General features: G+C 65.2%; 23 protein-coding genes and 1 riboswitch. Of the genes, 17 read left to right on the forward strand and 6 right to left on the reverse strand.

Going from position 1 to position 23,945, the window contains the following annotated elements; genetic code table 11:
* Positions 1-277, reverse strand: a 277-nt coding sequence (locus DTW89_RS09490) for an RNA recognition motif domain-containing protein (RefSeq protein WP_147277644.1), incomplete at its 3' end; no start/stop codon positions are given.
* A gap of 265 nt (positions 278-542) precedes the next feature.
* Positions 543-935 carry an RNA recognition motif domain-containing protein gene (locus tag DTW89_RS09495; protein ID WP_111865164.1) on the reverse strand — a complete coding sequence of 131 codons (393 nt, stop codon included), beginning with the start codon at positions 933-935 and terminating at the stop codon, positions 543-545.
* Positions 936-1,182: 247 nt separating this feature from the next.
* A riboswitch (yybP-ykoY riboswitch) is annotated at positions 1,183-1,371 on the forward strand.
* 15 nt (positions 1,372-1,386) lie between these two features.
* Here DTW89_RS09495 and DTW89_RS09500 point away from each other — a divergent pair.
* From DTW89_RS09500 to DTW89_RS09520, 5 genes are all read left to right on the forward strand, one after another.
* The gene (locus DTW89_RS09500) at positions 1,387-1,950 is read left to right on the forward strand and encodes a TMEM165/GDT1 family protein (RefSeq protein ID WP_114655760.1); all 564 of its coding nucleotides are present in this window, start codon (positions 1,387-1,389) and stop codon (positions 1,948-1,950) included.
* A gap of 143 nt (positions 1,951-2,093) precedes the next feature.
* Positions 2,094-3,221 (forward strand): homoserine O-succinyltransferase MetX, encoded by a 1,128-nt coding sequence (metX, locus tag DTW89_RS09505; protein ID WP_111865320.1) that lies wholly within the window; start codon positions 2,094-2,096, stop codon positions 3,219-3,221.
* Positions 3,218-3,802 carry a methionine biosynthesis protein MetW gene (gene metW / locus DTW89_RS09510; RefSeq protein ID WP_024813472.1) on the forward strand — a complete coding sequence of 195 codons (585 nt, stop codon included), beginning with the start codon at positions 3,218-3,220 and terminating at the stop codon, positions 3,800-3,802. The genes metX and metW overlap by 4 nt, the downstream gene beginning before the upstream one ends.
* A gap of 428 nt (positions 3,803-4,230) precedes the next feature.
* Complete coding sequence (locus DTW89_RS09515) at positions 4,231-5,718, forward strand: M20/M25/M40 family metallo-hydrolase (RefSeq protein WP_114655761.1); 1,488 nt, start codon at positions 4,231-4,233, stop codon at positions 5,716-5,718.
* Between the two features lie 127 nt (positions 5,719-5,845).
* Complete coding sequence (locus tag DTW89_RS09520; RefSeq protein ID WP_114655762.1) at positions 5,846-6,718, forward strand: alpha/beta hydrolase; 873 nt, start codon at positions 5,846-5,848, stop codon at positions 6,716-6,718.
* Positions 6,719-6,889: 171 nt separating this feature from the next.
* Here the strand turns inward: DTW89_RS09520 and DTW89_RS09525 are convergent, their stop codons facing one another.
* On the reverse strand, positions 6,890-8,071 hold the full coding sequence (locus DTW89_RS09525; RefSeq protein ID WP_201740978.1) for an MFS transporter: 1,182 nt from the start codon (positions 8,069-8,071) through the stop codon (positions 6,890-6,892).
* A 210-nt stretch (positions 8,072-8,281) separates the two neighbouring features.
* Here DTW89_RS09525 and ubiU point away from each other — a divergent pair, with 210 nt between their 5' ends.
* The 6 genes from ubiU to ubiD all read left to right on the forward strand — a co-directional run bounded on the left by ubiU (position 8,282) and on the right by ubiD (position 13,587).
* On the forward strand, positions 8,282-9,325 hold the full coding sequence (gene ubiU / locus DTW89_RS09530; RefSeq protein WP_114655763.1) for a ubiquinone anaerobic biosynthesis protein UbiU: 1,044 nt from the start codon (positions 8,282-8,284) through the stop codon (positions 9,323-9,325).
* 8 nt (positions 9,326-9,333) lie between these two features.
* A complete protein-coding gene (locus DTW89_RS09535; protein ID WP_114655781.1) occupies positions 9,334-10,242 on the forward strand; it encodes a U32 family peptidase in 909 nt (302 codons plus the stop codon).
* A gap of 254 nt (positions 10,243-10,496) precedes the next feature.
* Positions 10,497-11,039, forward strand: a complete 543-nt coding sequence (ubiT, locus tag DTW89_RS09540) for a ubiquinone anaerobic biosynthesis accessory factor UbiT (RefSeq protein WP_114655764.1) — start codon at positions 10,497-10,499, stop codon at positions 11,037-11,039.
* Positions 11,036-11,443 carry a putative zinc-binding protein gene (locus tag DTW89_RS09545; protein ID WP_024813465.1) on the forward strand — a complete coding sequence of 136 codons (408 nt, stop codon included), beginning with the start codon at positions 11,036-11,038 and terminating at the stop codon, positions 11,441-11,443. The genes ubiT and DTW89_RS09545 overlap by 4 nt, the downstream gene beginning before the upstream one ends.
* Complete coding sequence (locus DTW89_RS09550; protein WP_114655765.1) at positions 11,436-12,032, forward strand: UbiX family flavin prenyltransferase; 597 nt, start codon at positions 11,436-11,438, stop codon at positions 12,030-12,032. Before DTW89_RS09545 ends, DTW89_RS09550 begins: the two co-directional genes overlap by 8 nt.
* A 67-nt stretch (positions 12,033-12,099) precedes the next feature.
* Positions 12,100-13,587, forward strand: a complete 1,488-nt coding sequence (gene ubiD, locus DTW89_RS09555) for a 4-hydroxy-3-polyprenylbenzoate decarboxylase (RefSeq protein ID WP_114655766.1) — start codon at positions 12,100-12,102, stop codon at positions 13,585-13,587.
* A gap of 188 nt (positions 13,588-13,775) precedes the next feature.
* On the opposite strand, the gene DTW89_RS09560 is transcribed toward ubiD, so the two are convergent.
* Positions 13,776-14,081, reverse strand: a complete 306-nt coding sequence (locus DTW89_RS09560; protein WP_114655767.1) for a flagellar basal body protein — start codon at positions 14,079-14,081, stop codon at positions 13,776-13,778.
* 78 nt (positions 14,082-14,159) lie between these two features.
* Positions 14,160-15,122 carry a LysR family transcriptional regulator gene (locus tag DTW89_RS09565; protein ID WP_201740979.1) on the reverse strand — a complete coding sequence of 321 codons (963 nt, stop codon included), beginning with the start codon at positions 15,120-15,122 and terminating at the stop codon, positions 14,160-14,162.
* Positions 15,123-15,251: 129 nt separating this feature from the next.
* Between DTW89_RS09565 and DTW89_RS09570 the strand changes: the two genes are divergently transcribed.
* A complete protein-coding gene (locus DTW89_RS09570) occupies positions 15,252-16,610 on the forward strand; it encodes an aspartate aminotransferase family protein (RefSeq protein WP_114655768.1) in 1,359 nt (452 codons plus the stop codon).
* Between the two features lie 208 nt (positions 16,611-16,818).
* Complete coding sequence (locus tag DTW89_RS09575; RefSeq protein WP_114655769.1) at positions 16,819-17,625, forward strand: IclR family transcriptional regulator; 807 nt, start codon at positions 16,819-16,821, stop codon at positions 17,623-17,625.
* Positions 17,626-17,747: 122 nt separating this feature from the next.
* Here the strand turns inward: DTW89_RS09575 and DTW89_RS09580 are convergent, their stop codons facing one another.
* Complete coding sequence (locus DTW89_RS09580; protein WP_114655770.1) at positions 17,748-18,995, reverse strand: Zn-dependent hydrolase; 1,248 nt, start codon at positions 18,993-18,995, stop codon at positions 17,748-17,750.
* A gap of 201 nt (positions 18,996-19,196) precedes the next feature.
* On the opposite strand from DTW89_RS09580, the gene DTW89_RS09585 reads away from it, so the two are divergent.
* The 4 genes from DTW89_RS09585 (at position 19,197) to DTW89_RS09600 (ending at position 23,900) form a co-directional block, all read left to right on the forward strand.
* Positions 19,197-20,870: an ABC transporter substrate-binding protein gene (locus DTW89_RS09585; protein ID WP_114655783.1), complete on the forward strand. Its 1,674-nt coding sequence runs from the start codon at positions 19,197-19,199 to the stop codon at positions 20,868-20,870.
* Between the two features lie 94 nt (positions 20,871-20,964).
* A complete protein-coding gene (locus DTW89_RS09590) occupies positions 20,965-21,918 on the forward strand; it encodes an ABC transporter permease (protein WP_114655771.1) in 954 nt (317 codons plus the stop codon).
* A gap of 13 nt (positions 21,919-21,931) precedes the next feature.
* The gene (locus tag DTW89_RS09595; RefSeq protein WP_114655784.1) at positions 21,932-22,855 is read left to right on the forward strand and encodes an ABC transporter permease; all 924 of its coding nucleotides are present in this window, start codon (positions 21,932-21,934) and stop codon (positions 22,853-22,855) included.
* Between the two features lie 4 nt (positions 22,856-22,859).
* Entirely contained in the window at positions 22,860-23,900 is a 1,041-nt protein-coding gene (locus tag DTW89_RS09600) for an ABC transporter ATP-binding protein (RefSeq protein ID WP_114655772.1), read from the forward strand.
* Positions 23,901-23,945 lie beyond the last annotated feature (45 nt).

A 23,945-nucleotide genomic window follows, 5' to 3' on the forward strand; every position in this document is an offset into this window, starting at 1 on the left:
ACCCACCACCACTGCGGGGCGGACGGGGCTCCATGGGTCGCGCTTCGTTGACGACGATACCGCGGCCTCCCAAGGGCTGGCCGTTCATGCCCTGAATGGCAGCCTGCGCCTCGGCATCGCTGCCCATTTCGACGAAGCCAAAGCCTTTGGATCGACCGGTGTCGCGCTCCATCATGACCTTGGCGCTCGTCACTGAGCCAAATTGGCCAAAAGCCTGCTCCAGATCGCTGTCACGTACCGAGTACGGCAGGTTGCCCACATACAGTTTGTTGCCCATCACGGGACTCCTCAAAAACACATGGAAAAAGCGATGGAGTCCAGAAAACGCAACCAGCTAATCTCAATGACGCCCTATGCGCGAAACTGACGGATCACCGCAAACTTGAAGGCGAGAAAACCCCGCAGCGGCAATTTTTCTCATAGTTCTTGTAAAAAGGCAAGTGCCTTTGGCTGTTGTGGCAGCAATGCTGCAGCCATAAAAAAAGGAGCCCAAAGGCTCCTTGTTTTGCCGGCAGCAGGTGCAAGCACCTGCCTTGACGGTCTTAGTAGCTGCTACGGCCACCGCCGTAACCACCACCACCGCCGCCACCGCTGCGGCCACCGCCGTAACCACCGCCGCCGCCACCACCGTAGCCGCCGCCACCACCGCTGCCGCCGCCGAAGCCGCCGCTACGTGGAGCGCGTGGCTCCATGGGACGGGCTTCGTTGACCACGAGGTCACGGCCGCCGAAGTTGGTGCCATGCACGCCTTGGATGGCAGCCTGGGCTTCAGCATCGCTGCCCATTTCGACAAAGCCGAAACCCTTGGAGCGGCCGGTGTCGCGCTCCATCATGACCTTGGCGCTGCCGACCGAGCCGTACTGGCTGAATGTCTGCTGCAGGTCTTCGTCGCGGAAGGAATAGGGCAGATTGCCCACGTAAAGTTTGTTGCCCATGAAGGACTCCTAGAAAAACATGAAAACGCGATGGGAGTCCGACGCAATCAACAAACCTGTGACGACTTCAAAGACGCGAAACTGACCAATCACCGCTAACTTAACTACTTTCCTGCATTGCAGAAAAGCGAAGCCATTATTAATCACTTTTCTGCGCCGCGTGGATATTTATTTCCAAGGGGGGTTTTGAAGGCAGGCGCCGTTGTCGGTGATGCCAGCGCGACCCGTGAACGCGTTCCACTAAAATCGCCCGGTCTTTGGGGAGTAGCCCGTCCGGCCGCACGCAGCGCCGGGGGCATGCGTCAACACACTTGGGCTCTCACAGCCTATGGCGCATGCGGCTTGCAATGAGCTGGGCGAGACCATTGACTGCATGCCGATCCATTGGCCGGAGTTGGCGTGCAGTCAATGCGTTCACCACCCATCCGGCCGGATTGGATAACCCCTCCCCATGGAAGCCTTTTTTGTTTCTACCGCCATCGTCGCCTTGGCCGAGATGGGTGACAAGACCCAGTTGCTGGCGCTGGTGCTGGCCGCGCGTTTCCGAAAGCCCTGGCCAATCGTTCTGGGCATTCTGGTCGCCACGCTGGCCAACCACGGGCTGGCGGGTGCGCTAGGTGCCTGGGTGACCACGGTGGTGGGGCCGCAGGTGCTGCGCTGGATATTGGGCGTTTCGTTCATTGCCATGGCGGTGTGGATGCTGATTCCGGACAAGCTCGATGAAGGCGATGCCGACGGCGCGCCGCGCTGGGGCGTTTTTGGGACGACGCTGGTGGCCTTTTTCCTGGCCGAGATGGGTGACAAGACGCAGATTGCTACCGTCATGCTCGCGGCGCAATACAACGCCTATCTGTGGGTGGTGGCTGGAACCACGCTGGGCATGATGCTGGCCAATGCGCCCGTGGTCTGGCTGGGCGACCGCATCACACGCCTGGTGCCCATTCGTGTGGTGCACGGTGTGTCCGCGGTCATTTTTCTGGTCCTTGGGCTGGTGGCGATCTTTGCGCCGGTGTGACCGTGCGGGGTGGCCGCAAGGCGACCCTTTTGGTATATTTGCGCTACGCGCCGATTTGCTACAGCTTGCGGGCGCTTTATAAATTCTGCTAAAGACCCGTCCGACACTGCCCGGCCTCGTTTTTAGCGATGCCGGGTTTTTTTATGTCGTTCATTGCCACGCCCCAGACCATGCATTTTCCGGAGGTGCTGCCGCTGCAAAGCGGCGCCTCCATCCGCGATTACCACCTCGCTTTCGAGACCTACGGCCAGCTCAATGCCGACCGCTCCAATGCCGTGCTGGTGTGCCACGCGCTCAACGCCTCGCACCACGTGGCCGGTGTGTACGAAGGCCAGGACAAGAGCGAAGGCTGGTGGGACAACATGATCGGCCCGGGAAAGCCGGTGGACACCAACCGCTTCTTTGTCATCGGCGTGAACAACCTGGGCTCGTGCTTCGGCTCCACCGGCCCGATGCACCTGCACCCCGACACCGGCGAGGTCTACGGTGCGGATTTCCCCGTGGTCACGGTGGAAGACTGGGTCCACGCCCAAGCCCGCCTGCTCGACCGCCTGGGCATTACGCAACTCGCCGCCGTGCTCGGCGGCAGCCTGGGGGGCATGCAGGCCCTCTCGTGGACGCTGCAATACCCCGAACGCGTGCGCCATGCCGTGGTGGTGGCCAGCGCACCCAACCTCACGGCCGAGAACATCGCCTTCAACGAGGTGGCGCGCCGCGCCATCGTCACCGACCCCGACTTCCACGGTGGACACTTTTACCGCCACAGCGTGATCCCCAAGCGCGGCCTGCGCATCGCCCGCATGATCGGCCACATCACGTACCTGAGCGACGACGTGATGAACGAAAAGTTCGGTCGCCAGCTCAGAGAGGGTCTGGACCTCAAATACTCTACACAGGACATCGAATTCCAGATCGAGAGCTACTTGCGCTACCAGGGCGACAAGTTCAGCGAATACTTCGACGCCAACACCTACCTGCTCATCACACGTGCGCTCGACTACTTCGACCCCGCGCGCGCCTTTGGTGGCGACCTCACCCAGGCCCTGGCGCGCGCCACGGCCAAATTTCTGCTGGTTAGCTTCACCACCGACTGGCGCTTTTCGCCCAAGCGCTCGCGCGAGATCGTCAAGGCGCTGCTCGACAACCGCCGCAGCGTGAGCTACGCCGAGATCGATGCACCCCACGGGCACGATGCCTTTTTGCTCGATGACGCCCGCTACATGGGTGTCGTAAGCTCATATTTCGATAGCATTACAAAGGAGCTGGCATGACCGAGAAAGCCACCATGGAAGCCCTGGCGCGCCTGGTGCCCGAAGGCTCGCGCGTGCTTGACCTGGGCTGTGGCGACGGCAGCATGCTCGACTACCTGCAGCGCAGCAGGGGTTGCAGTGGCTACGGCATCGAGATTGCCGATGCCAACGTGCTGGCCTGTGTGCGCCGGGGCGTCAACGTCATCCAGCTCAACCTCGACGAAGGCCTGGCCATGTTTGGCGACAACTCGTTTGACGTGGTGCTGCAGATCGACACCCTGCAGCACCTGCGCAACGCCGAGGTCATGCTGCGCGAAACCGCACGCGTGGGACGCACGGGCATCGTTGCCTTCCCCAACTTCGCGCACTGGCCCAACCGCCTGTCGGTGCTGCGCGGGCGCATGCCGGTCACGCGCCGCCTGCCCTACCAGTGGTATGACACGCCCAACATCCGTGTGGGCACCTACAAGGACTTTGAGGTGCTCGCGCTCAAAAACCAGCTGCGGATGATTGATTCGTTCGGCCTGCAGAACGGGCGCGCGGTCCGTTGGTGTCCCAACGCACGGGCGGGCACGGCGGTGTTTCATTTCGAGCACGCCTGAGCGCCACGACGGGGCAAATCCTGACAGGATTTTTTGCTATATAAATAATAGCTATTGACGCTTTCTGGATAAGCGCAAGAACCATTTTTGTCCCAAAATCCGTAGGGCATGCATCCAAAGCGTCGGCGCCACTGCACTGTTGCGCGACTTCGCGAATGCCGCGCTGAAGAAAAGTGCCTGCCCTGGCGGGCCATGGCGCCTTGTCTGGCACGCAGCGGCTTTCCCGATGGCGATCGGTGTCATGGGCCTTGCTGCAGCGAGTGAGCGCCGACAGCGGTATCGCGTGGCGCAGGGGGCCGACGCGCCATTGGGCCGCGGTAGGCTGAGGGATCAATCCGGGGCCGTCCCAGGCGTCTCCCCGTGAACCGTGGCGCCCGAGGGCGCGTTGTGGTCGAATGCGGTTTTCGAATTGCCGCTGGAGCCCGCCCATGAACGCCCGAGTCCCCTCCCAAATCCTTCAACCTGCGCTGGCGCTGGAGCGGGTCGGCCAGGCGTGGGATGACGACATCCTGCGCCAACTCACCGAATACATCGCCATACCGGCCAAGTCGCCCACCTTTGCCCCCGACTGGGCGCAGCTGGGTCTGCTCGATACCGTGGTGCGCAATGCTGCCGCCTGGGTCGAGGCGCAAAAAGTGGCCGGTCTGCACCTGGAGATCGTGCGCCTGCCCGGCCGCACACCGGTGCTTTTTTTCGAGATCGAGTCCACCGAGGCCGCCGCCACCCAGACGGTGCTGATGTATGGCCACCTGGACAAGCAACCCGAGTTTTCCGGCTGGCGCAGCGACCTCGGCCCCTGGACGCCCAAGTACGAAGACGGCAAGCTCTACGGCCGCGGTGGCGCGGACGATGGCTATGCCGTGTACGCCAGCATTGCCGCGGTGCAGGAACTCAAGCGCCAGAACGTGCCGCACCCGCGCATCGTGGGCCTCATCGAAACCTGCGAGGAAAGCGGCTCGCGCGATTTGCTGCCCTACATCGACGCCCTGCGCACCCGCCTGGGCGATGTGGGCCTGGTGATCTGCCTGGACAGCGGCGCGGGCAACTACGACCAGCTGTGGCTCACCACCAGCCTGCGCGGCATGGCCAGCGGCACGCTCAAGGTTGAGATCCTCACCGAAGGCATCCACTCGGGCGACGCTTCGGGGCTGGTGCCATCCAGCTTTCGCATCATGCGCCAGGTGCTCGACCGGCTCGAAGACAGCGCCACCGGCCGCCTGCTGCCCGCCAGCTTTCACTGCGAGGTGCCCGCCGACCGCCAGGCCCAGGCCCGCGCCACGGCCGCCATTCTGGGAGACGAGGTGTACAAGCGCTTTCCCTGGGCGCACTACGACTGCGGCGGCTCCACCCAATTTGCGCTGCCCACCACCACCGACCCGCTGCAGGCGCTGCTCAAGCGCACCTGGGAGCCCACGCTGAGTGTGACCGGCGCCGAGGGCTTTCCTGCGCTGCAGGACGCCGGCAACGTGCTTCGCCCCTACACGGCCTTCAAGCTCAGCCTGCGCCTGCCTCCGCTGGTGGATGCCGCCCAGGCCGTGCAAGAGCTCAAAACCCTGCTCGAAGACAACGCGCCCTACCAGGCGCGGGTTACTTTTGACGGGGGTGGCGGCGCCACGGGCTGGAACGCCCCGGCCACCACGCCGTGGTTCGAGCAGGCGCTCAATGAGGCCTCGCAGGCCCACTTTGGCGCTCCCTGCGGCTACATCGGCCAGGGCGGCACCATCCCGCTGATGAACATGCTCAGCGAGGGCTTTCCGAAGGCCCAGATGATGGTGTGCGGCGTGCTCGGCCCCAAGAGCAACGCCCACGGCCCCAACGAGTTTTTGCATGTGCCCTACGCCAAGCGCCTGACTGCCTCGGTGGCGCAGGTGATCGGCGCCATGGCAAAGCAGGCCGCATCGGAGCCCGCCGTCTGAACCGCTGGCAGAGCGGCGCGCGCAGCGCTGGCCCCGACGCTCAAGCTTTCTCCGCAATCTGCGGGTGTTTTCACCGTAACGCGTGCGGTCCATGTTGCCCGCGCTGCCCCCAAACCTTTCCCGACCTATGTCTGACACCGTTGTTTCCACCTTGAGCACACTGACCACTTTCACCGCGGCAGATGGCGAAAACCTGGCGGTCCAGGACTGGCCGCTGTTGGAGGGCACATCCCGCGGCACCGTGCTGCTGGTGCATGGCCTGGGCGAGCATGTGGGGCGTTACGACGCTGTGGCACGGCGCCTCAATGCCTGGGGTTTTGCCGTGCGGGGCTATGACCAGTATGGCCACGGCGAGTCGGGCGGTCCCCGCGGCGGCTTGACCAGCGCGATGCGCCTGCTGGACGATCTGGCCGACATGGTGGACGCCACCCGCGCCCGCATGGCGGCCCACCAGCCGCTGGTGCTGCTGGGCCACAGCATGGGCGGCCTGGTCGCGGCGCGGTTCGTGTCGATGCACCTGCGGCCGGTGGATGCGCTGGTGCTCTCGTCGCCCGCGCTGGACCCGGGGCTCAATGCCGTGCAAAAGCTGCTGCTGGCCACGCTGCCGCGCATCTTGCCCAACCTGCGCGTGGGCAACGGGCTCGATGCGCAATACCTTTCGCACGACCCGGCCGTGGTGGCCGCCTACCTGGCAGATCCGCTGTGCCACGACCGCATCAGCGCCCGCCTGGCCCGGTTCATCGCCGACGGCGGCCCCGCCACCGTGGCGCGTGCCGCGCACTGGAGCGTGCCCACCCTGCTGATGTGGGCCGGTGCAGACAAGCTGGTCAACCCCGCTGGCAGCCGGGCGTTTGCTGCGGCGGCGCCCCGGGGCGTGGTGCAGTCGCATGGCTTTGAGCCTTTGTTCCATGAGCTGTTCAACGAAAGCCCCGAACTGGCCGACCCGGTGTTTGCCCTGTTGCGCCAGTGGCTGCTGCAGCACTGCCCCGCCGTGGATTGACAGGATGCGGCGGGTTGGCCGGATTTTGTTAAAAACAGGCTCTAGCCCTTGCGTGTAAAGCGCCAATAGCTATTTTATTGATAGCAATCAATGCAAATGGCGGTCGGCGGTTCGTGGCGCAGCGCCCGGAGCGCGGTGTTGGCGCGTTCACCCACCGCCGGGTTCTGGCCCTCAGGCGGCCTGCACCCGGCGCCGGTGCAACGCCAGCCACAGCAAGGCTGCCCCAGTGATTGCAATGGGCGCCAGCGAGCCGTAGTTGAGCAGCGTCCAGCCCTGCGTGGTGACCAGCACGCCCGAAAACAGTGAGCTCACCGCCAGCGTGGCAAATACGCAGAAGTTCAGGGCCGCCTGGGCGCGGTCCTTTTCTTCGGGGCGGTAGGCCGTCATGGCCAGCGCGGTGCTGCCGGTGAACAGAAAATTCCAGCCCACCCCCAGCATGAACAGCGCAATGCCAAAGTGGTGCAGCTCCACCCCCATCAGCGCTACGGCCACGCAGGCCAGGTTCAGCAGCACGCCCGCCCCCATGATGGGCAGCACGCCATAGCGCTTGATGAGGTGGCCCGTGAAGAAGCCCGGCGCAAACATGCCGATCACATGCCACTCCAGCACCAGCGCCGCGTCATCAAAAGCGAAGCCGCACACCTGCATGGCCAGCGGGGTCGCGGCCATCAGCAGGTTCATCACGCCATAGCCCAGGGCGGCGCCCAGCACGGCCACGAGGAAGGCCGGCTGCCGCATCAGCTCAGGCAAGGGCCGGCCACGGGCGGGCTGGCCCGCTGCGTTGAGCACCTGCGGCGGCGCCTCGAAACGGATGGCGGCCATGCACGCCATGGCCAGCAGCGCCACCGCCATCAGCGCCACATAGGCACCCGCAAACGCTGCGGGAAATAGCGTGCGCGTGGCGCTGGCCAGGTTGGGGCCGGCAATGGCGCCCAGCAGGCCGCCGGCCAGCACCAGTGAAACGGCCTTTTCCCGGTAATCGGTGGCTGCCAGTTCAGCCGCCGCAAAGCGGTAGAGCTGGCCGTTGGCGCTGTAGTAACCCGCCACCAGCGTGGCTGTGCACAGCAGCCAGAAATTGGCACTGAAGGCCGCCCAGGCACACAGCGCGGCGGATGCCACCGCCACGGCCAGCCCGATCTGGAACGACACCTGCCGCCCCCAGCGCGCCTGGCTGCGCGCCACCAGCGGGGTGGACAGCGCACCGCCCACCACATAGGCCATCACGGGCAGCGTGGCCATCCAGCCAAACGGTGCCAGCTGCAGGCCCACCAGGCCGTTGATGCCGATGAAAACGACGTTGTTGGTCAGGAAAAGGCCCTGGCAGAGGGCCAGCAGCCACAGGTTTTTGTTCACGGCGGGAGGGCGATGGAGAGGGGGTGGATGAAGGGGCTCAGCACGGCAGTGTCGGCGGCACCGGGGCATGGCCTGCATCAAAGTCCGACTGCGTTTGTCTGGCATTGTGCGCTGCAATTGACTCAGATCAGCCCCCACCCGGCCCCGGACCGGTAATGTGGCCACCAGTGCCGTGGCTCCAAGCCCGGAGTCGGCTATTGATCGCTTGTGATGGAATCCCTGAACCCTACTGCAGTGCCCCCCGTGGCGCCCGGCTTTGAACTTGTCTGCCCTGCCGGCAGCCTGCCCGCCCTGAAGGCGGCGGTGGACAACGGCGCCAGTTGCGTCTACCTGGGCCTGCGCGACGCCACCAACGCGCGCAACTTCGCCGGGCTCAACTTCGACGAAGCAGCCATCGCCAACGGCATCCGGTACGCGCACGAGCGCGGCTGCAAGGTCTTCATGGCGCTCAACACCTACCCGCAGGCCGCCAACCCCGCGCCGTGGCGCGCGGCCATGGACAAGGCCGTGGACATGGGGGTGGACGCCGTCATCCTGGCCGACCCCGGTCTCATGCAATACGGCGCGCAGCACCACCCCAAGCTGCGCCTGCACCTGTCGGTGCAGGGTTCGGCCACCAGTGCCGACGCCATCAACTTCTACCGCGAGCAGTTCGGCATCGTGCGTGCGGTGCTGCCGCGCGTGCTGTCGATGGAGCAGGTGCAGCGCGTGATCGACGCCACCCCGGTGGAGATCGAGGTGTTCGGCTTCGGCAGCCTGTGCGTGATGGTCGAGGGGCGCTGCGCCCTGTCGTCCTACGTGACGGGCGAGTCGCCCAACACCCACGGAGTGTGCTCTCCGCCCAAGTCGGTGCGCTGGCAGGAAACGCCCAAGGGGCTCGAATCGCGCCTGGGCGGTGTGCTCATCGACCGCTACGCCCCCGGCGAAAACGCGGGCTACCCCACGCTGTGCAAGGGGCGCTTTGACGTGGGTGAGGACGAAAACTACTACGCCATCGAAGAACCCACCAGCCTCAACACCCTCGAACTGCTGCCAAAACTCATCAAGATGGGCGTTCGCGCCGTCAAGATCGAAGGCCGCCAGCGCAGCCCCGCCTATGTGGCGCAGGTTACCAAGGTGTGGCGCGACGCCATCGACAACTGCCTGGCCGACCCGCTGCGCTACGCCCCCAAGACCGCCTGGATGGCCAGCCTCGACCAGGTGGCCGAAGGCCAGCAGCACACCCTGGGCGCCTACCACCGCCCCTGGAAATGACGAACATGATCAAGCTCTCTTTGGGTGCGCCGCAGTACTACTGGCCGCGCCAGACCTATTTCGACTTCTACGAGGCCATGGCGGCGTCGCCGGTGGACATCGTTTACCTGGGTGAAACCGTGTGCTCGCGCCGCAAGGAGCTGCGCCTCTCGGACTGGCTCGACATCGCCGACCTGATGCGCTCGGCAGGCAAGGAGGCCGTGCTGTCCACCCAGGTGCTGCTCGAATCGGGCGTGGAAGTCAGCACCATGCACAAGGTGACCGCCAACCCCGATTACCTCATCGAGGCCAACGACATGGGTGCTGTGCAGCGCCTGTCGGGCAAGCGCCCTTTTGTGGGTGGCCTGCACCTGAACATCTACAACCAGCCCTCGCTGGAGTGGCTGGCCCAGTTGGGCGCCACGCGCTGGGTGGCACCGCTGGAGATGAAGCACGAAGACCTCTCCGCCCTGATCCAGAACGGCCCGCAAAACCTGCAGACCGAGGTGTTTGCCTATGGCCGCATGGCGCTGGCGTTTTCGGCGCGTTGCTTTACCGCGCGCCAGCGCAACCTGCCCAAGGACGACTGCCAGTTCAGCTGCCTGGACCACCCCGACGGCTTGATGCTCAAGACCCGCGAGAGCGAGGAGTTCCTCGTGCTCAACGGCATCCAGACGCAGTCGGCCCGCGTGCACAACTTGATCGACGAACTGCCGCGCATGCAGCGCATGGGCGTGGCCGTGGCGCGCATCAGCCCCCAGGCGCAGCACACGGGCGAAATCGTGGCCCTGTTTGACGCCGTGCGCCAAGGCAGCCTGGCCCCGCGCGATGCCCGCGCCCAACTCCAGCCGCTCATGCCCGAGCAAAGCTGCAACGGCTACTGGCATGGCCGCCCCGGCCTGGACCTGGTCGAGTCCGAGGCCCTGGCAGCGGCCTGAACGCCATGGCCGGCCTGCTCCCCCGTCACCGCAGCGGCGCCAGCCAGCGCCGGGCTGGCGGCTTTGGTTTGAGGGCAACGCTGAACAAGTCCCTCGCGCGCCGCGCATCACGGGGGCTTGTTCAAAGTCGATTTAGTGTAGAAGTAGCCTCTACCGCTCTAAAGAATTGGTTTTGTTGCTATCAATTTTTTGGTCTCTGGCAGCGCGTTGCACCGCCCCGCAGCGTGCGCGCCGCCGCTTGAACAGGAAAACCCATGAACGCCTCCACCACACCCCCGGCCCCCTTCGTCCTGCCCTCTCCCGTGGCGGCGTTCACGTCGCGCCTGCCGGCGTTTCCGGGCTCGCTGCTGCTGGTCACGGCGCTCAACCTGGGCGTGGCGCGCCAGTTGCCGCGCGATGTGGGCGACATGCTGCTGAACAAGCGCCTGCGCATCCATGTGCGCGATGCCGGGGTCACCTTCGACTTCACCTGGACCGGCGGTGCCTTTGCCCCGCGCGCGCGCCACGCCGAAACCGACCTGTGCATCAGCGCCTCGGCGCACGACTTTGTGCTGCTCGCGCAGCGCCAGCAGGACCCCGACACGCTGTTCTTCAACCGCCGCCTGGTCATGGAAGGCGACACCGAGCTGGGCTTGGTCGTCAAAAACACGCTCGACGCGCTGGAGCTGCCCGTGCTTGACCTGCAACAGTGGGCGCCGCGCCAGGTGCTGGCGCGCCTGTCGGCACTGCGCCCTGGCGCCCGGTCCGCACACAGCGCCTCGGGTGCCGATCCGCTCTATCCGGGTACCCGGCCATGAACCGCGCGGCCGACCCCCGTCCGCTGGTCTATTCGTGCTCGGGCTGCTCCAGCGCCGCGCAACTGGCCAACCATGTGGCGCTGCAGCTTGATCGACGCGGCGTGGCCGAGATGTCGTGCATCGCCGGGGTGGGCGGTGATGTGCCGCACCTCATGAAGATCGTGCGCTCGGGCCGCCCCATCATTGCACTCGATGGCTGCCCGCTGGTGTGCGTCAAAAGCACGCTGGCACGCCACGGCATTGCGGCCGACCGCCATTACCAGCTGCAGCAATACGGCGTGAAAAAACGCACCCACGAAGATTTTGACCCCGCGCAGGCCGCCCTGGTGCTGGAGCAGGTAGAGGCCGACCAGCAGGCCGAGCCCTTGCGCGCCAGCGCCGCCGAGATGGCCCCGCATGGCTGAGCCGGTGCGCACCCGTCGCATCATCGTCGCCATATCGGGTGCCAGCGGCGCCGTGTATGGCGCACGGTTGCTGCAGGTGCTGCGGGGCTTGCCCGGCATCGAGACGCACCTGGTTGTCTCTGACGCAGGCTGGCGCAACCTGCAGCATGAGCTGGGCATGGACCGCCCGGCTGCCCAGGCCCTTGCGCACCAGGTGCATGACGTGAACAACGTGGGCGCCGCGATCGCCAGCGGCTCGTTCCAGTGCCATGCCATGGTGGTGGCGCCGTGCTCCATGCGCACGCTGGCGGCCATTGCCCATGGCCTGGCCGACAACCTGCTGACGCGCGCGGCCGACGTGATGCTCAAAGAGCGCCGCCGCCTGGTGCTGATGGTGCGCGAGACGCCGCTGCACCTCGCCCACCTGCGCAACATGGTTGCCGTCACCGAGATGGGCGGCATCGTGTGCCCACCGCTACCCGCTTTTTACCTGCGCCCGCAAACGGTGGATGACGTGGTGAACCACAGCGTGGCCCGGGTGCTGGACCTCATCGACGTAGACCACCAGCTGGCACCGCGCTGGCAGGGTCTGGAGTCGGATGCTCCTTGATTCATAGCTGCTTGCGCTTATCCCATAAGCGCTAGCGCCCAATTTCACTCAAAACCTCTGGAACCCCATGGCTTACCGCGACCTGCGCGATTTCATGGCCCAGCTCGAAGCCACAGGCGAACTGCGCCGTGTGCACGAGCCCGTGTCGCCGCACCTGGAGATGACCGCGCTCAGCGACCGCGTGCTGCGCGCGGGCGGCCCGGCACTGCTGTTCGAGCAGCCCACGGGCCACCACATGCCGGTGCTCACCAACCTGTTTGGCACCACCGGGCGCGTGGCCCGCGCCATGGGTGTGCCCGACCTGCGTGGTGTGCGCGCCTTGGGTGAACTGCTCGCTACCCTCAAGGAGCCCGAGGCGCCCAAGGGCTTCAAGGACATGCTGGGCATGGGCCAGCTGCTCAAGACCCTGTGGAACATGGCGCCGCACACCGTGGGCCGGGGTGCACCCTGCCAGCAAGAGGTGTGGGAAGGCCCGGATGTGGACTTGGCCCGCCTGCCCGTGCAGCACTGCTGGCCGGGCGACGTGGCACCGCTCATCACCTGGGGCCTGACCATCACGCGCGGACCACGCAAGGCGCGGCAGAACCTGGGCATCTACCGCCAGCAGGTGATTGCGCGCAACCAGGTCATCGTGCGCTGGCTGGCCCACCGGGGCGGCGCGCTCGATTTTGCCGACCACTGCGCTGCAAATCCCGGCAAGCCGTACCCCGTGGCCGTGGCGCTGGGCGCCGACCCGGCCACGCTGCTGGGTGCCGTCACGCCCGTGCCCGACTCGTTGAGCGAATACCAGTTCGCGGGCCTGCTGCGCGGCGCACGCACCGAGGTCACGCCCGCGCTGGGTCTGCCGCTCACCGTGCCCGCCACAGCCGAGATCGTGCTCGAAGGCCATATCCAGCCCGACGCCAACCATGCCAGCGGTTGGCAGCACGCGCTGGAAGGGCCGTATGGCGACCACACCGGCTACTACAACGAGTGCGCCGAGTTCCCCGTGCTCACCATCGACCGCATCACGCTGCGCAAGGACCCGATCTACCACAGCACCTACACCGGCAAACCGCCCGACGAGCCCGCCGTGCTGGGCCTGGCGATGAACGAGCTATTCATCCCGCTGCTGCAAAAGCAGTTTCCCGAGATCGTGGACTTTTACCTGCCGCCCGAAGGCTGCAGCTACCGGATGGCGGTGGTGAGCATCCGCAAGGCCTACGCGGGCCATGCGCGGCGCGTGATGATGGGCGTGTGGAGCCACCTGCGCCAGTTCATGTACACCAAGTTCATCGTGGTGGTGGACGCCGATGTAGATGTGCGCGACTGGAAGGACGTCATCTGGGCCATCACCACCCGCATGGACCCGGCGCGCGACACCATGATGGTGGAGCACACGCCCATCGACTACCTCGACTTCGCCTCGCCCGTGAGCGGCCTGGGCAGCAAGATGGGTATGGACGCCACCAACAAGTGGCCCGGCGAGACGCAGCGCGAGTGGGGCCGCCCCATGCAGATGACCGCCGAGGCGACGGCGCGGGCAGAGCAACTGTTTCAGGCGCTGGGGCTGTAAGGCGCCAAAGCGTGGCGTCGGTGCTTTCTTTCGGCGTGCCGAGGGGCTGTGCAGGCGGTGCGCGCCGGATTTGAAAAGCCAGGCCCGACGGGCCCGTGGTATCGCCTGTTTTGGCGCCATCCGTCCAATAAAAAGCCCCATCGGGTGGGGCATGTCAGGGCACCTGGGCAGGTGGGTTTGTTGTGCTTTCAGGCTTTCACATCGAGCAGCGAACCCAGCATCTGGTCTTGTGTCTTGATGGTTTGCAGACTGGCCTTGAAAGCATAGATGGCCGACATCTGCTCTACGGCCTCCTGCTCCAGCGCCACCCCTTTTTCATTGGCCTCGCGCTCCACCGTGGCACGCACGCCCGCGCTGTCGGCCACGGCTTGCTGCGCCACGGCCTGGCGGCGGTAACCGGGGGTGTTGGCATTGGCCACGTTGTTGGCCGAGGCATCCAGCCGCAACTGGGCGGCCTGCAAGCCGGAACTGCCAATCGAAGATAGGGATGCCATGGAACGCCTTACACAAAGTTGCAATTACAGCCTGCATTCTGCCGCCTGCCGCAGGGTGCGCGCAAGGCCGCCTGCCCATCAACCATGCGCGTCCAGCAGGCACTGGGCAAACGCCTGCGCCGCGCGCGGCGGCTGGGGCGACTTGCGCAGCACGCTGACGAACTGGCAGCGGTAGAAGAACTGAGCAGGCTGCACGGCCTGCATCTGCCCCTGGCGCTCGAAGGCTTCGGCATAGTGGTCGGGCAGAAACCCCAGGTAGCGGCCCGAGAGGATGAGCGTGGCAATCGACTCCTGGTCAAACCCCGTGGCCTTGCGCGGCAGGCGGGTGCTGTGGCTCAGCTCCATGTTGGGTGAGTGGTAGCCCAGCCCGGCAAACTGGTAGGCGCGAAGCGATTCCCAGGTCAGCGCGGCATGGTCCGTGCCATACAGCGGGTGGCGCGCGCCGCAGTACAGCAGCATGGTTTCGGCAAACAGGTCGGCGTAGACCAGGCTTTGCGAGGTGCGGTGCGCCGGGATGATGCCCACATGGAAGCTGCCATCGATCAGCCCGCGCTCGATCGCCGGGATCGACGCCACATGCATCTGCAGGCTGACCTCGGGCGCTTGGCTGGCAAACAGCGCAATGGCGTCGCCAATGTGCGCGGCCGGGTTGCTGGCCGTCTTGTCGAACACCGCCACGTCAAGGCGCCCGCCCATGCGGCGGTGGATGTCGTCGATGCTGCTGCGAAACGCATCCACGGCCGACAGCAGCCGCAGGGTTTCGTCGTACACCCGCTGTCCCTCGGCCGTGAGCGCAAACCCCGCCCGGCCCCGGCGGCACAGCGTGAGGCCCAGGCGGGTTTCCAGGTCTTTCATGTGGCGGCTGACGGTGCTGGTGCCAATGTTCAGCTCCAGCTCGGCGGCGGACATGCCGCCGCACTCCACCACGGCCTTGAACACCTGCAACAGGCGCAGATCCATGTCGCTGAGCTGGCCCAGCACGGCGCGGTGTTTGGTGGGCGGTGGGATCGCGACGCGCGACGCAGGTGGTTTTACTTGCATAAAACGTCAAGTAAACATTGATATTGAATTATTTGAGAGATTAACAGCCGGCGCAACAATGCCCTGCGTCCTGCCCTGAACCTATGGGGTGGAGCGTCTTTTTATCGCCGTCATGCACTGGAGAACCCCATGAGCTTTGCCCCCATCGACACTCCCGCAGCTGGTGCCGCTCCCCGCATGGACGCTGACTGGCTCGACGCGCACTGGATGCCCTACACGGCCAACCGCCAGTTCAAGGCCAACCCGCGCATGATCGTGGAGGCCAGTGGCGCCTATTTCACCGACAGCGAAGGCCGCAAGATTTTTGACGGACTTTCGGGCCTGTGGTGCTCTGGTCTGGGCCACGGCCGCCGCGAGATCGCCGAAGCCATTGGCAGGCAGGCGATGAAGCTGGACTACGCGCCCGCCTTCCAGTTTGGCCACCCGCTGTCGTTCGAGCTGGCCAACCGCGTGAAGGAGCTGACGCCTGCGGGGCTGGACTACGTGTTCTTCACCGGTTCGGGGTCTGAATCGGCCGACACCTCGCTCAAGATGGCCCGCGCCTACTGGCGCGCCAAGGGCCAGGGCACCAAGACGCGCCTGATTGGCCGCGAAAAGGGCTACCACGGCGTGAACTTTGGCGGCATCTCGGTGGGCGGCATCGTGGCCAACCGCAAGCTGTTTGGCCAGGGCGTCGAAGCCGACCACCTGCCCCACACCCAGCCGCCCGCAGGCTCGTTCCACAAGGGCATGCCGCCCACGGGCAAGGAGCTGGCCGACCGCCTGCTCGACGTGATTGCGCTGCACGACGCATCGAACATCGCCGCCGTGATCGTCGAGCCATTCTCGGGCTCGGCCGGTGTGGTGATTCCGCCCGTGGGCTACCTGCAGCGCCTGCGCGAGATCTGCACGCAAAACAACATCTTGCTGATTTTTGACGAAGTGATCAGCGGTTTTGGCCGCTCGGGAGCGTTCACCGGCGCCGAGGCCTTTGGCGTGACGCCTGACATCCTGAACTTTGCCAAGCAGGTCACCAACGGCGCGCAGCCCCTGGGCGGCGTGGTGGCCAGCAAGGAGATCTACGACACCTTCATGGCTGCCGGCGGCCCCGAGTACATGCTCGAATTCCCGCACGGCTACACCTACTCGGCCCACCCCGTGGCGTGCGCGGCAGGCCTTGCGGCGCTCGACATCCTGCAAAAGGAAGACATGATCGGCCGTGTGAAGGCCCTGGCGCCGTACTTCGAGCAGGCCGTGCACAGCTTGAAGGGCGCCAAGCATGTGGCCGACATCCGCAACTTCGGCCTGGCTGCTGGCTTCACCATTGCGCCGCTGCCCGGCGAACCCGCCAAACGCCCTTACGAGATCGCGATGAACTGCTGGAAGAAGGGCTTTTACGTGCGCTACGGCGGCGACACCATCCAGCTGGCACCGCCGTTCATCAGCGAAAGGGCCGAGATCGACCGCCTGATCAACGCACTGGGTGACGCGCTGGCGGAAACGGCCTGACACGCACGCGCCCCAGCCTGCGACAGTTAGTCGCCGGGGCTGCAAAAGCGGTTCTACCGTTCAACGGTCCCTGAGGGGGCCGTTTCTCATGGTCGTGTTGGCGGCAAGACTCTCACCCATAGAATCGATAGGCGATTTCATCATGGGTGTTATCGTCCATCGGAGCCCCCTTTTCGCTCACCACGGTTCGCCATTTCATCACCCCACCATGGTTCACCCCACCGCTCCCGACACCGCAACGGTCCGACCGGCTGCCGATCCGCTGTTCAACCAGTCGCTGGAGAAGGGGCTGGATGTGCTGCGCGCCTTCACGGCGGCGCACCGCACCCTCACGCTGTCGGAGCTGGCGCAGTTGACCGGGATGACGAAGGGTTCGGCGCAGCGCACCGTGCATACGCTGCAGGTGCTGGGGTACGTGGGCAAGCATCCGCAGACGCGGCGGTTTCAGTTGCTTCCCAAGGTGATCGAGATCGGCTTCAACTACCTGGCCGCCCACCCGCTGATCCGCGTCGCCCACCCGTACTTATCGCAACTGGCCACTGCCAGTGGCGAAACCGCCAGCCTGACCGAACCCGTGGGCACCGACATGGTGTTCGTGGCGCAGCTGCTCACCACCCAGTTCATTCCGGTGCTCACGCCCGTGGGCATGCGCATCCCCATGTACTGCACCAGTTCCGGGCGCGCTTACCTGAGCCAGCTGCCCGAAGCCGAGGCCCGCGCGCTGCTGGAGGCCGCCCCCCGGCCAGCGCGCACGCCTGCCACGCTGACGCAGGTCGACGCCATCCTGGAGCGCATCGCGCAGTGCCGCCAGGTGGGCTATGCCACCAATTGCGAAGAGCTGTTTCTGGGCGACATGGGTGTGGGCGCGCCCATTCTCAACAGCAAAGGCCAGCCCGTGGCCGCCGTGCACCTGTCGCCGCCCACCAGCCGCTGGACGTTGGAACAGGTGCAGCAAAAGCTTGCACCCATGGTGATCGAGTGCGCGCGGGCCATCTCGCAGTCGATAACGCATTAGCCCCGCAGCGCCCTCTTCGGGGTGCTCAAATGACTACTGAAATAGTAGCTGCAGGTGCATGTGGCAAAAGGGCTTGAGGCCATTTTGGCTTCAAAAATCCGTTGGAAGCTCTGCCGGGACGTTTATTGGGCACGCTCCAGCATCGCCAGCAACAGCACGTTGGCGCCGGCGGCAATGTGCTCGGGCAGGGCGTCTTCAATCTCGTTGTGGCTGATGCCGTCCTTGCACGGCACAAAGATCATGCCGGTGGGGGCGACGCCGTTGACATACACGGCATCGTGGCCTGCGCCGCTCACCACGTCCATGTGCGGCAGTTGCAGCCGCTCGGCCGCATGGCGCACGCTGGCCACGCAGTGGGCGTCGAACAGGCAGGGCTCGTACTTCACGACCTGCACCACGTCCACCTGCACCTGGGTGGCGCCGGCAATCTGCGCCAACGCGGCGCGCAGCGCTGCATCCATGCGGTCCAGGCCATCTTGCGACAGGTTGCGAAAGTCCACCGAGAACTGCACCTGCCCCGGGATCACGTTGCGGGAATTGGGCAGCACCTGCAAATAGCCCACCGTGCCCCGTCCATGCGGAGCCTCCGACAGCGCAATGCGGTTGACGGCCTCGATCATGCGGGCAGCGGCCAGCAAGGCATCGTGGCGCAGCGCCATGGGTGTGGGCCCGGCGTGGGCGTCCATGCCGGTCACGGTGACGTCGTACCACTGCTGGCCCAGCGCGCCGGTGACGATGCCAATCGGCAGGCTCTGGGCTTCCAGCACCGGGCCTTGCTCGATGTGGGCCTCGAAATAGGCGGCAAACATGCCACCCGGTACTGCTCCGCAGGGGTGGGCACCGCGGTAGCCAATGCGCGCCAGTTCGTCGCCGACGCTGGCGCCAGCAATGTCTTTCTGGGCGCGGATGAAATCGGGCGTGAACACCCCCGCAAAGGCGCCCGAGCCCATCATCACCGGGGTGAAGCGGGTGCCTTCCTCGTTCGTCCAGACCACCACTTCAAGCGGGGCGCGGGTCTGCAGGCCCAGGTCGTTCAGGGTGCGCATCACCTCCAGCCCGGCCAGCACGCCAAAGTTGCCATCAAATTTGCCGCCCGAAGGCTGGGTGTCGATGTGGCTGCCCGTGGCCACAGCGCGCGCCGAGGGGTCCAGCCCCGGGCGCCGCGCAAACAGGTTGCCGACCTCGTCCACCCGCACGTCCAGCCCGGCCTCGCGGCACCAGCGCGCCACCTGGTCGCGGCCCTGGCGGTCTTCGTCGGTGAGGGCAATGCGGCGCACCCCACCTTTGGGCGTTGCACCAATCTGGGCCAGGTCCATGAGGGATTTCCAGAGGCGGTCTGCATCAATTCGGGGCGTAGCGGTGGGGGTCATGGTGTTGTCTGGAGGGTGTGTGGTGGAAAGAAAAATACCCGGCATTCACTGCAAAAATCAGGCCACATATAGTGTTAAACATATTTTATGAGCTGATTATCGCCTTATAAATATCGATAAGCGATACACGTATTTGAATGTGGCATACCAATTGCTTAGAGCATGGCGTCCCTCAACCTGCAACTACTGAAGGTGAACCCCATGAGCAAAGCCCCCTTGTCGCCACTCTCGTACTCCCGCCGTGCCCCGCTGGCACTGGCCCTGGCTGCTGCCCTGTCGCTGGCGGGCGGCACTGCCGCACTGGCCCAGGAAAAAGTGCTGCGCATTGCCATGACGGCGGCCGACATTCCGCGCACGCTGGGGCAACCCGACCAGGGGTTTGAAGGCAACCGGTTCACCGGCATTCCTATCTATGATTCGCTCACCCAGTGGGACCTTTCCAAGGCCGATGCCCCCAGCGTGCTGATTCCGGCGCTGGCCACGGCCTGGTCCGTGGACGAAAAGGACAAGACCAAATGGGTGTTCAAGCTGCGGCCCGGCGTCAAGTTCCACGATGGTTCGGTCCTCAACGCCGATGCGGTGGTGTGGAACGTGGCCAAGGTGCTCGATAAGGACGCACTCCACTTTGACCCCAGCCAGGTGGGCGTGACCGCCTCGCGCATGCCCACCCTGCGCTCGGCGCGCAAGATCGATGACTTGACGGTGGAGCTGACCACCAGCGAACCCGACGCATTTCTGCCCATCAACCTCACCAACCTGTTCATGGCCTCGCCCGCCCAGTGGCAAAAGAAATTTGATGCCGCCACGGGAGCCACCCCGGCCGACAAGTCCAAGGCGGCCTGGACGGCATTCGCGGCAGACCCCTCGGGTTCGGGTCCGTTCAGGGTCAGTCGTTTTGTAGCGCGCGAGCGCCTGGAATTGGCGACCAACAAGGCCTACTGGGACGCCAAGCGGGTGCCCAAGATCGACAAGGTGGTGATGCTGCCCATGCCCGAGGCCAACGCCCGCACCGCGGCGCTGCTCGGTGGGCAGGTGGACTGGATCGAAGCCCCCTCACCCGATGCCATGCCGCAGATCACGCAGCGCGGCTTCAAGGTGTACTCCAACGCCCAACCCCATGTGTGGCCATGGCAGCTGTCGTTTGCCGAAGGTTCGCCTTGGCTCGACAAGCGTGTGCGCCAGGCCGCCAACCTGTGCATTGACCGCGGAGGCATGAAGCAATTGCTGGGCGGCATGATGGCCGAGCCCAAGGGCACGGTGCCACCGGGCCACCCCTGGTGGGGCAACCCCAAGTTCGACATCAAGTACGACGTGAAGGCCGCGCAAGCCCTGATGACGCAGGCAGGCTATTCGGCCGCCAAACCGGTCAAGGTCAAGGTGCAGATTTCGGCCTCGGGCTCGGGCCAGATGCAGCCGTTGCCCATGAATGAATTTGCGCAGCAATCCCTCAAGCAGTGCTTTTTTGATGTGCAGTTCGACGTGATCGAGTGGAACACCTTGTTCACCAACTGGCGCAAGGGAGCCAAGGACCCATCGGCCAATGGTTCCAACGCTGTCAACATCAGTTTTGCCGCCATGGATCCGTTCTTTGCCATGGTGCGCTTTGTCAGTACCAAGGCCTTTCCGCCGGTGTCCAACAACTGGGGTTACTACGGCAATGCCCAAGTGGACAAGCTGGTGGCAGACGCCCGCACCAGCTTTGACGACAAGGGTCGCGACGCTGCCCTGGCCAAGTTGCATGCGCATGTGGTGGAAGACGCACCGTTCGTGTGGATTGCCCACGATGTGGGTCCGCGCGCCATGTCGGCCAAGGTCAAGAACGTCGTGCAGCCCAAGAGCTGGTTCATTGACATCGCCACGATGACGATGGACTGACCCTCGGTTGGCCCCTGCCGGGCGCTGTCCCCACCCGCTGGCGGGTGGGGCAGGGCGCCGGCAGGCCCTGCATCCACTACCGCCAGGCTTCCCCATGCTCTCTTATCTACTGCGACGCATCGTGTATGCCTTGCCCATCATGCTGGGTGTGGCACTGGTGTGCTTTCTGCTGGTGCACCTGGCGCCCGGCGATCCGCTGGTGTCCATCCTGCCGCCCGATGCATCGGCAGACCTGCAGGCCCAGTTGCGCGAGCTGTATGGCTTCAACCGCCCGCTGCCCGAGCAGTTCGCCATGTGGGTGTGGCGGGCGCTGCACGGTGATCTGGGTGTGTCGATCGCCAGCAACCGGCCGGTGGCGGGCGAAGTGATCACCGCCGTGGGCAACACGCTGCGCCTGGCGGTGGTAGCCACGCTGATCGGCTTTGTGCTGGGCAGCCTATTCGGTTTTGTCGCGGGGTACTTTCGCAATTCGTGGCTGGACCGGCTGGCCTCCATGCTGTCGGTGCTGGGCGTCAGCGTGCCGCACTACTGGCTGGGCATGGTGATGGTGATCGTGTTCAGCTCGCAATTGATGTGGCTGCCCGCGACCGGTGCGGGGCCGGGCGGATCGAGCGACTGGGCCTGGGACTGGGAGCACATCCAGTTTCTGGTGTTGCCGGCCATCACCATGTCAGTGATTCCCATGGGCATCATCGCGCGCACCGTGCGGGCGTTGGTAGCCGATATCCTTGACCAAGAATTCATTGTGGGCCTACGCGCCAAGGGTCTTACGCACCTCGGGGTGTTTCGCCACATGGTCAAGAACGCCGCCCCCACGGCACTGGCCGTGATGGGCCTGCAGCTAGGCTATCTGCTGGGCGGCTCCATCCTGATCGAGACCGTGTTTTCGTGGCCTGGCACCGGTTTCTTGCTGAATTCCGCCATCTTCCAGCGCGATCTGCCCCTGCTGCAGGGCACCATTCTGGTGCTGGCGCTGTTCTTTGTGCTGCTCAACCTGCTGGTCGATGTGCTGCAGACGTTGCTCGACCCGCGCATTGCCCGCGCCTGAGGAAGACACCACCATGGCCACCCTCACTGCTTCTTCTTCCGCATCCTCCGCTGCGGCTGCCTCTCTGGCCCATCACGATGTCCAGGCACTGCCGCCCTCCCGGGGCTACTGGGCCCAGGCCCTGCGGCGCTTCACCCGCGACCCGGTCGCCATGGGCGCCGCCGCGGTGGTGCTGCTGCTGATCGGCCTGGCCTTGCTGGGCCCGTGGCTGGCACCGGCCGACCCGTATGCGGCGTCCATGCTCAAACGGCTCAAGCCCATCGGCACCGAAGGCCTGCCGCTGGGCAGCGATGAGCTGGGGCGCGACATGCTCTCGCGCCTGATGGTGGGAGCCCGGCTCTCGCTCTTCATCGGGATTACGCCGGTGGTCTGTGCCTTCATGGTGGGCTCGGTCATTGGCATCGTGGCGGGCTATGCGGGCGGCATGACCAACACGGTCATCATGCGCACCGTGGACGTGTTCTATGCATTTCCGTCGGTGCTGCTGGCCATTGCGCTGTCGGGCGTGCTGGGTGCGGGCATTGTCAACTCGCTCATCTCTCTGACCATCGTGTTCATTCCGCAGATCGTGCGGGTGGCCGAGAGCGTCACCACGCAGGTGCGTAACCGCGACTATGTGGAGGCCGCCCGTGCCTCGGGCGCCAGCCCTTTCACCATCGTTCGGGTGCATGTGCTGGGCAACGTACTGGGCCCCATCTTTGTCTATGCCACCAGCCTGATTGCGGTGTCGATGATTCTGGCTTCGGGCCTGTCGTTTCTGGGCCTGGGCGTCAAGCCGCCCGAGCCGGAATGGGGCCTGATGCTCAACACCCTGCGCACGGCTATCTATGTGCAGCCCTGGGTGGCCGCCCTGCCAGGGCTGATGATTTTCATCACCTCGATTTCATTCAACATCCTCTCGGACGGCCTGCGGTCGGCCATGGACAACAAGGGCTGAAGCGATGCAAGCAATCACCGACATCGGCGGTCCCGCGCAACCGCTGCTCACCATCACGGGGCTGGTCAAGCACTTCCCCCTCAAGAAGGATGCCTTCGGGCGCGGCAGCGGTGCCGTGCGTGCGGTGGATGGCGTGAGCTTTGAAGTACTCAAGGGCGAAACCCTGGGCGTGGTGGGCGAGTCGGGCTGCGGCAAGTCGACCACCGCCCGGCTGTTGATGCAGCTCATTGCGCCGACGGCTGGGCAGATCGTTTATGACGGGCGCACCGTGGGTAGCCGGGACCTGCCGCTCAAGGAGTTCCGGCGTCAGGTGCAAATGGTGTTTCAGGACAGCTATGCCTCGCTCAACCCGCGCCTGACCATTGAGGATTCCGTCGCCTTTGGCCCCCAGGTGCATGGCGTGCCGCAGCGTCAGGCCGTGGCGCGGGCACGCGACCTGCTCGACCGCGTGGGCCTGGCCCCCGGGCGCTTTGCCGAGCGCTATCCGCACGAGCTGTCGGGTGGCCAGCGCCAGCGCGTGAATATTGCGCGTGCCCTGGCCCTGCAGCCGCGCATGGTCATCCTGGATGAGGCCGTTTCGGCCCTCGACAAGTCGGTGGAAGCCCAGGTGCTCAACCTGCTGACCGACCTGAAAGCCGAGTTTGGCCTGACCTACGTCTTCATCAGCCACGACCTGAACGTAGTGCATTACATGAGCGACCGCGTCATGGTGATGTACCTGGGCCAGGTGGCGGAGATTGGCCCATCGGATGCCCTGTTTCGCCAGCCTGCCCACCCCTACACCGGCGCGCTGTTGTCGTCGATGCCGTCGATGGACCCCGACCACCGCACTGAGGTGGCACCCTTGGCGGGCGACCCGCCCAACCCCATCGACCCGCCTTCGGGCTGCCGGTTTCACCCTCGCTGCGCCCTGGCTGCGCCTGTGTGTGCCCAGCGTGTGCCGGTACGCACCATCACCGGCCCGCACCATGTGGCGGCCTGCCTTGTCCACGAGCCGGGCAGCGGCCACCCACAAGCTGCGGCTGCACTCGCCCAGGCGGCCTGAGCCGTCGTCACACCGTTGCGCACTGGAGCACGCCCCATGAATACC

Source organism: Acidovorax sp. BoFeN1 (assembly GCF_003345135.1).
Lineage (GTDB): Bacteria > Pseudomonadota > Gammaproteobacteria > Burkholderiales > Burkholderiaceae_C > Acidovorax > Acidovorax defluvii.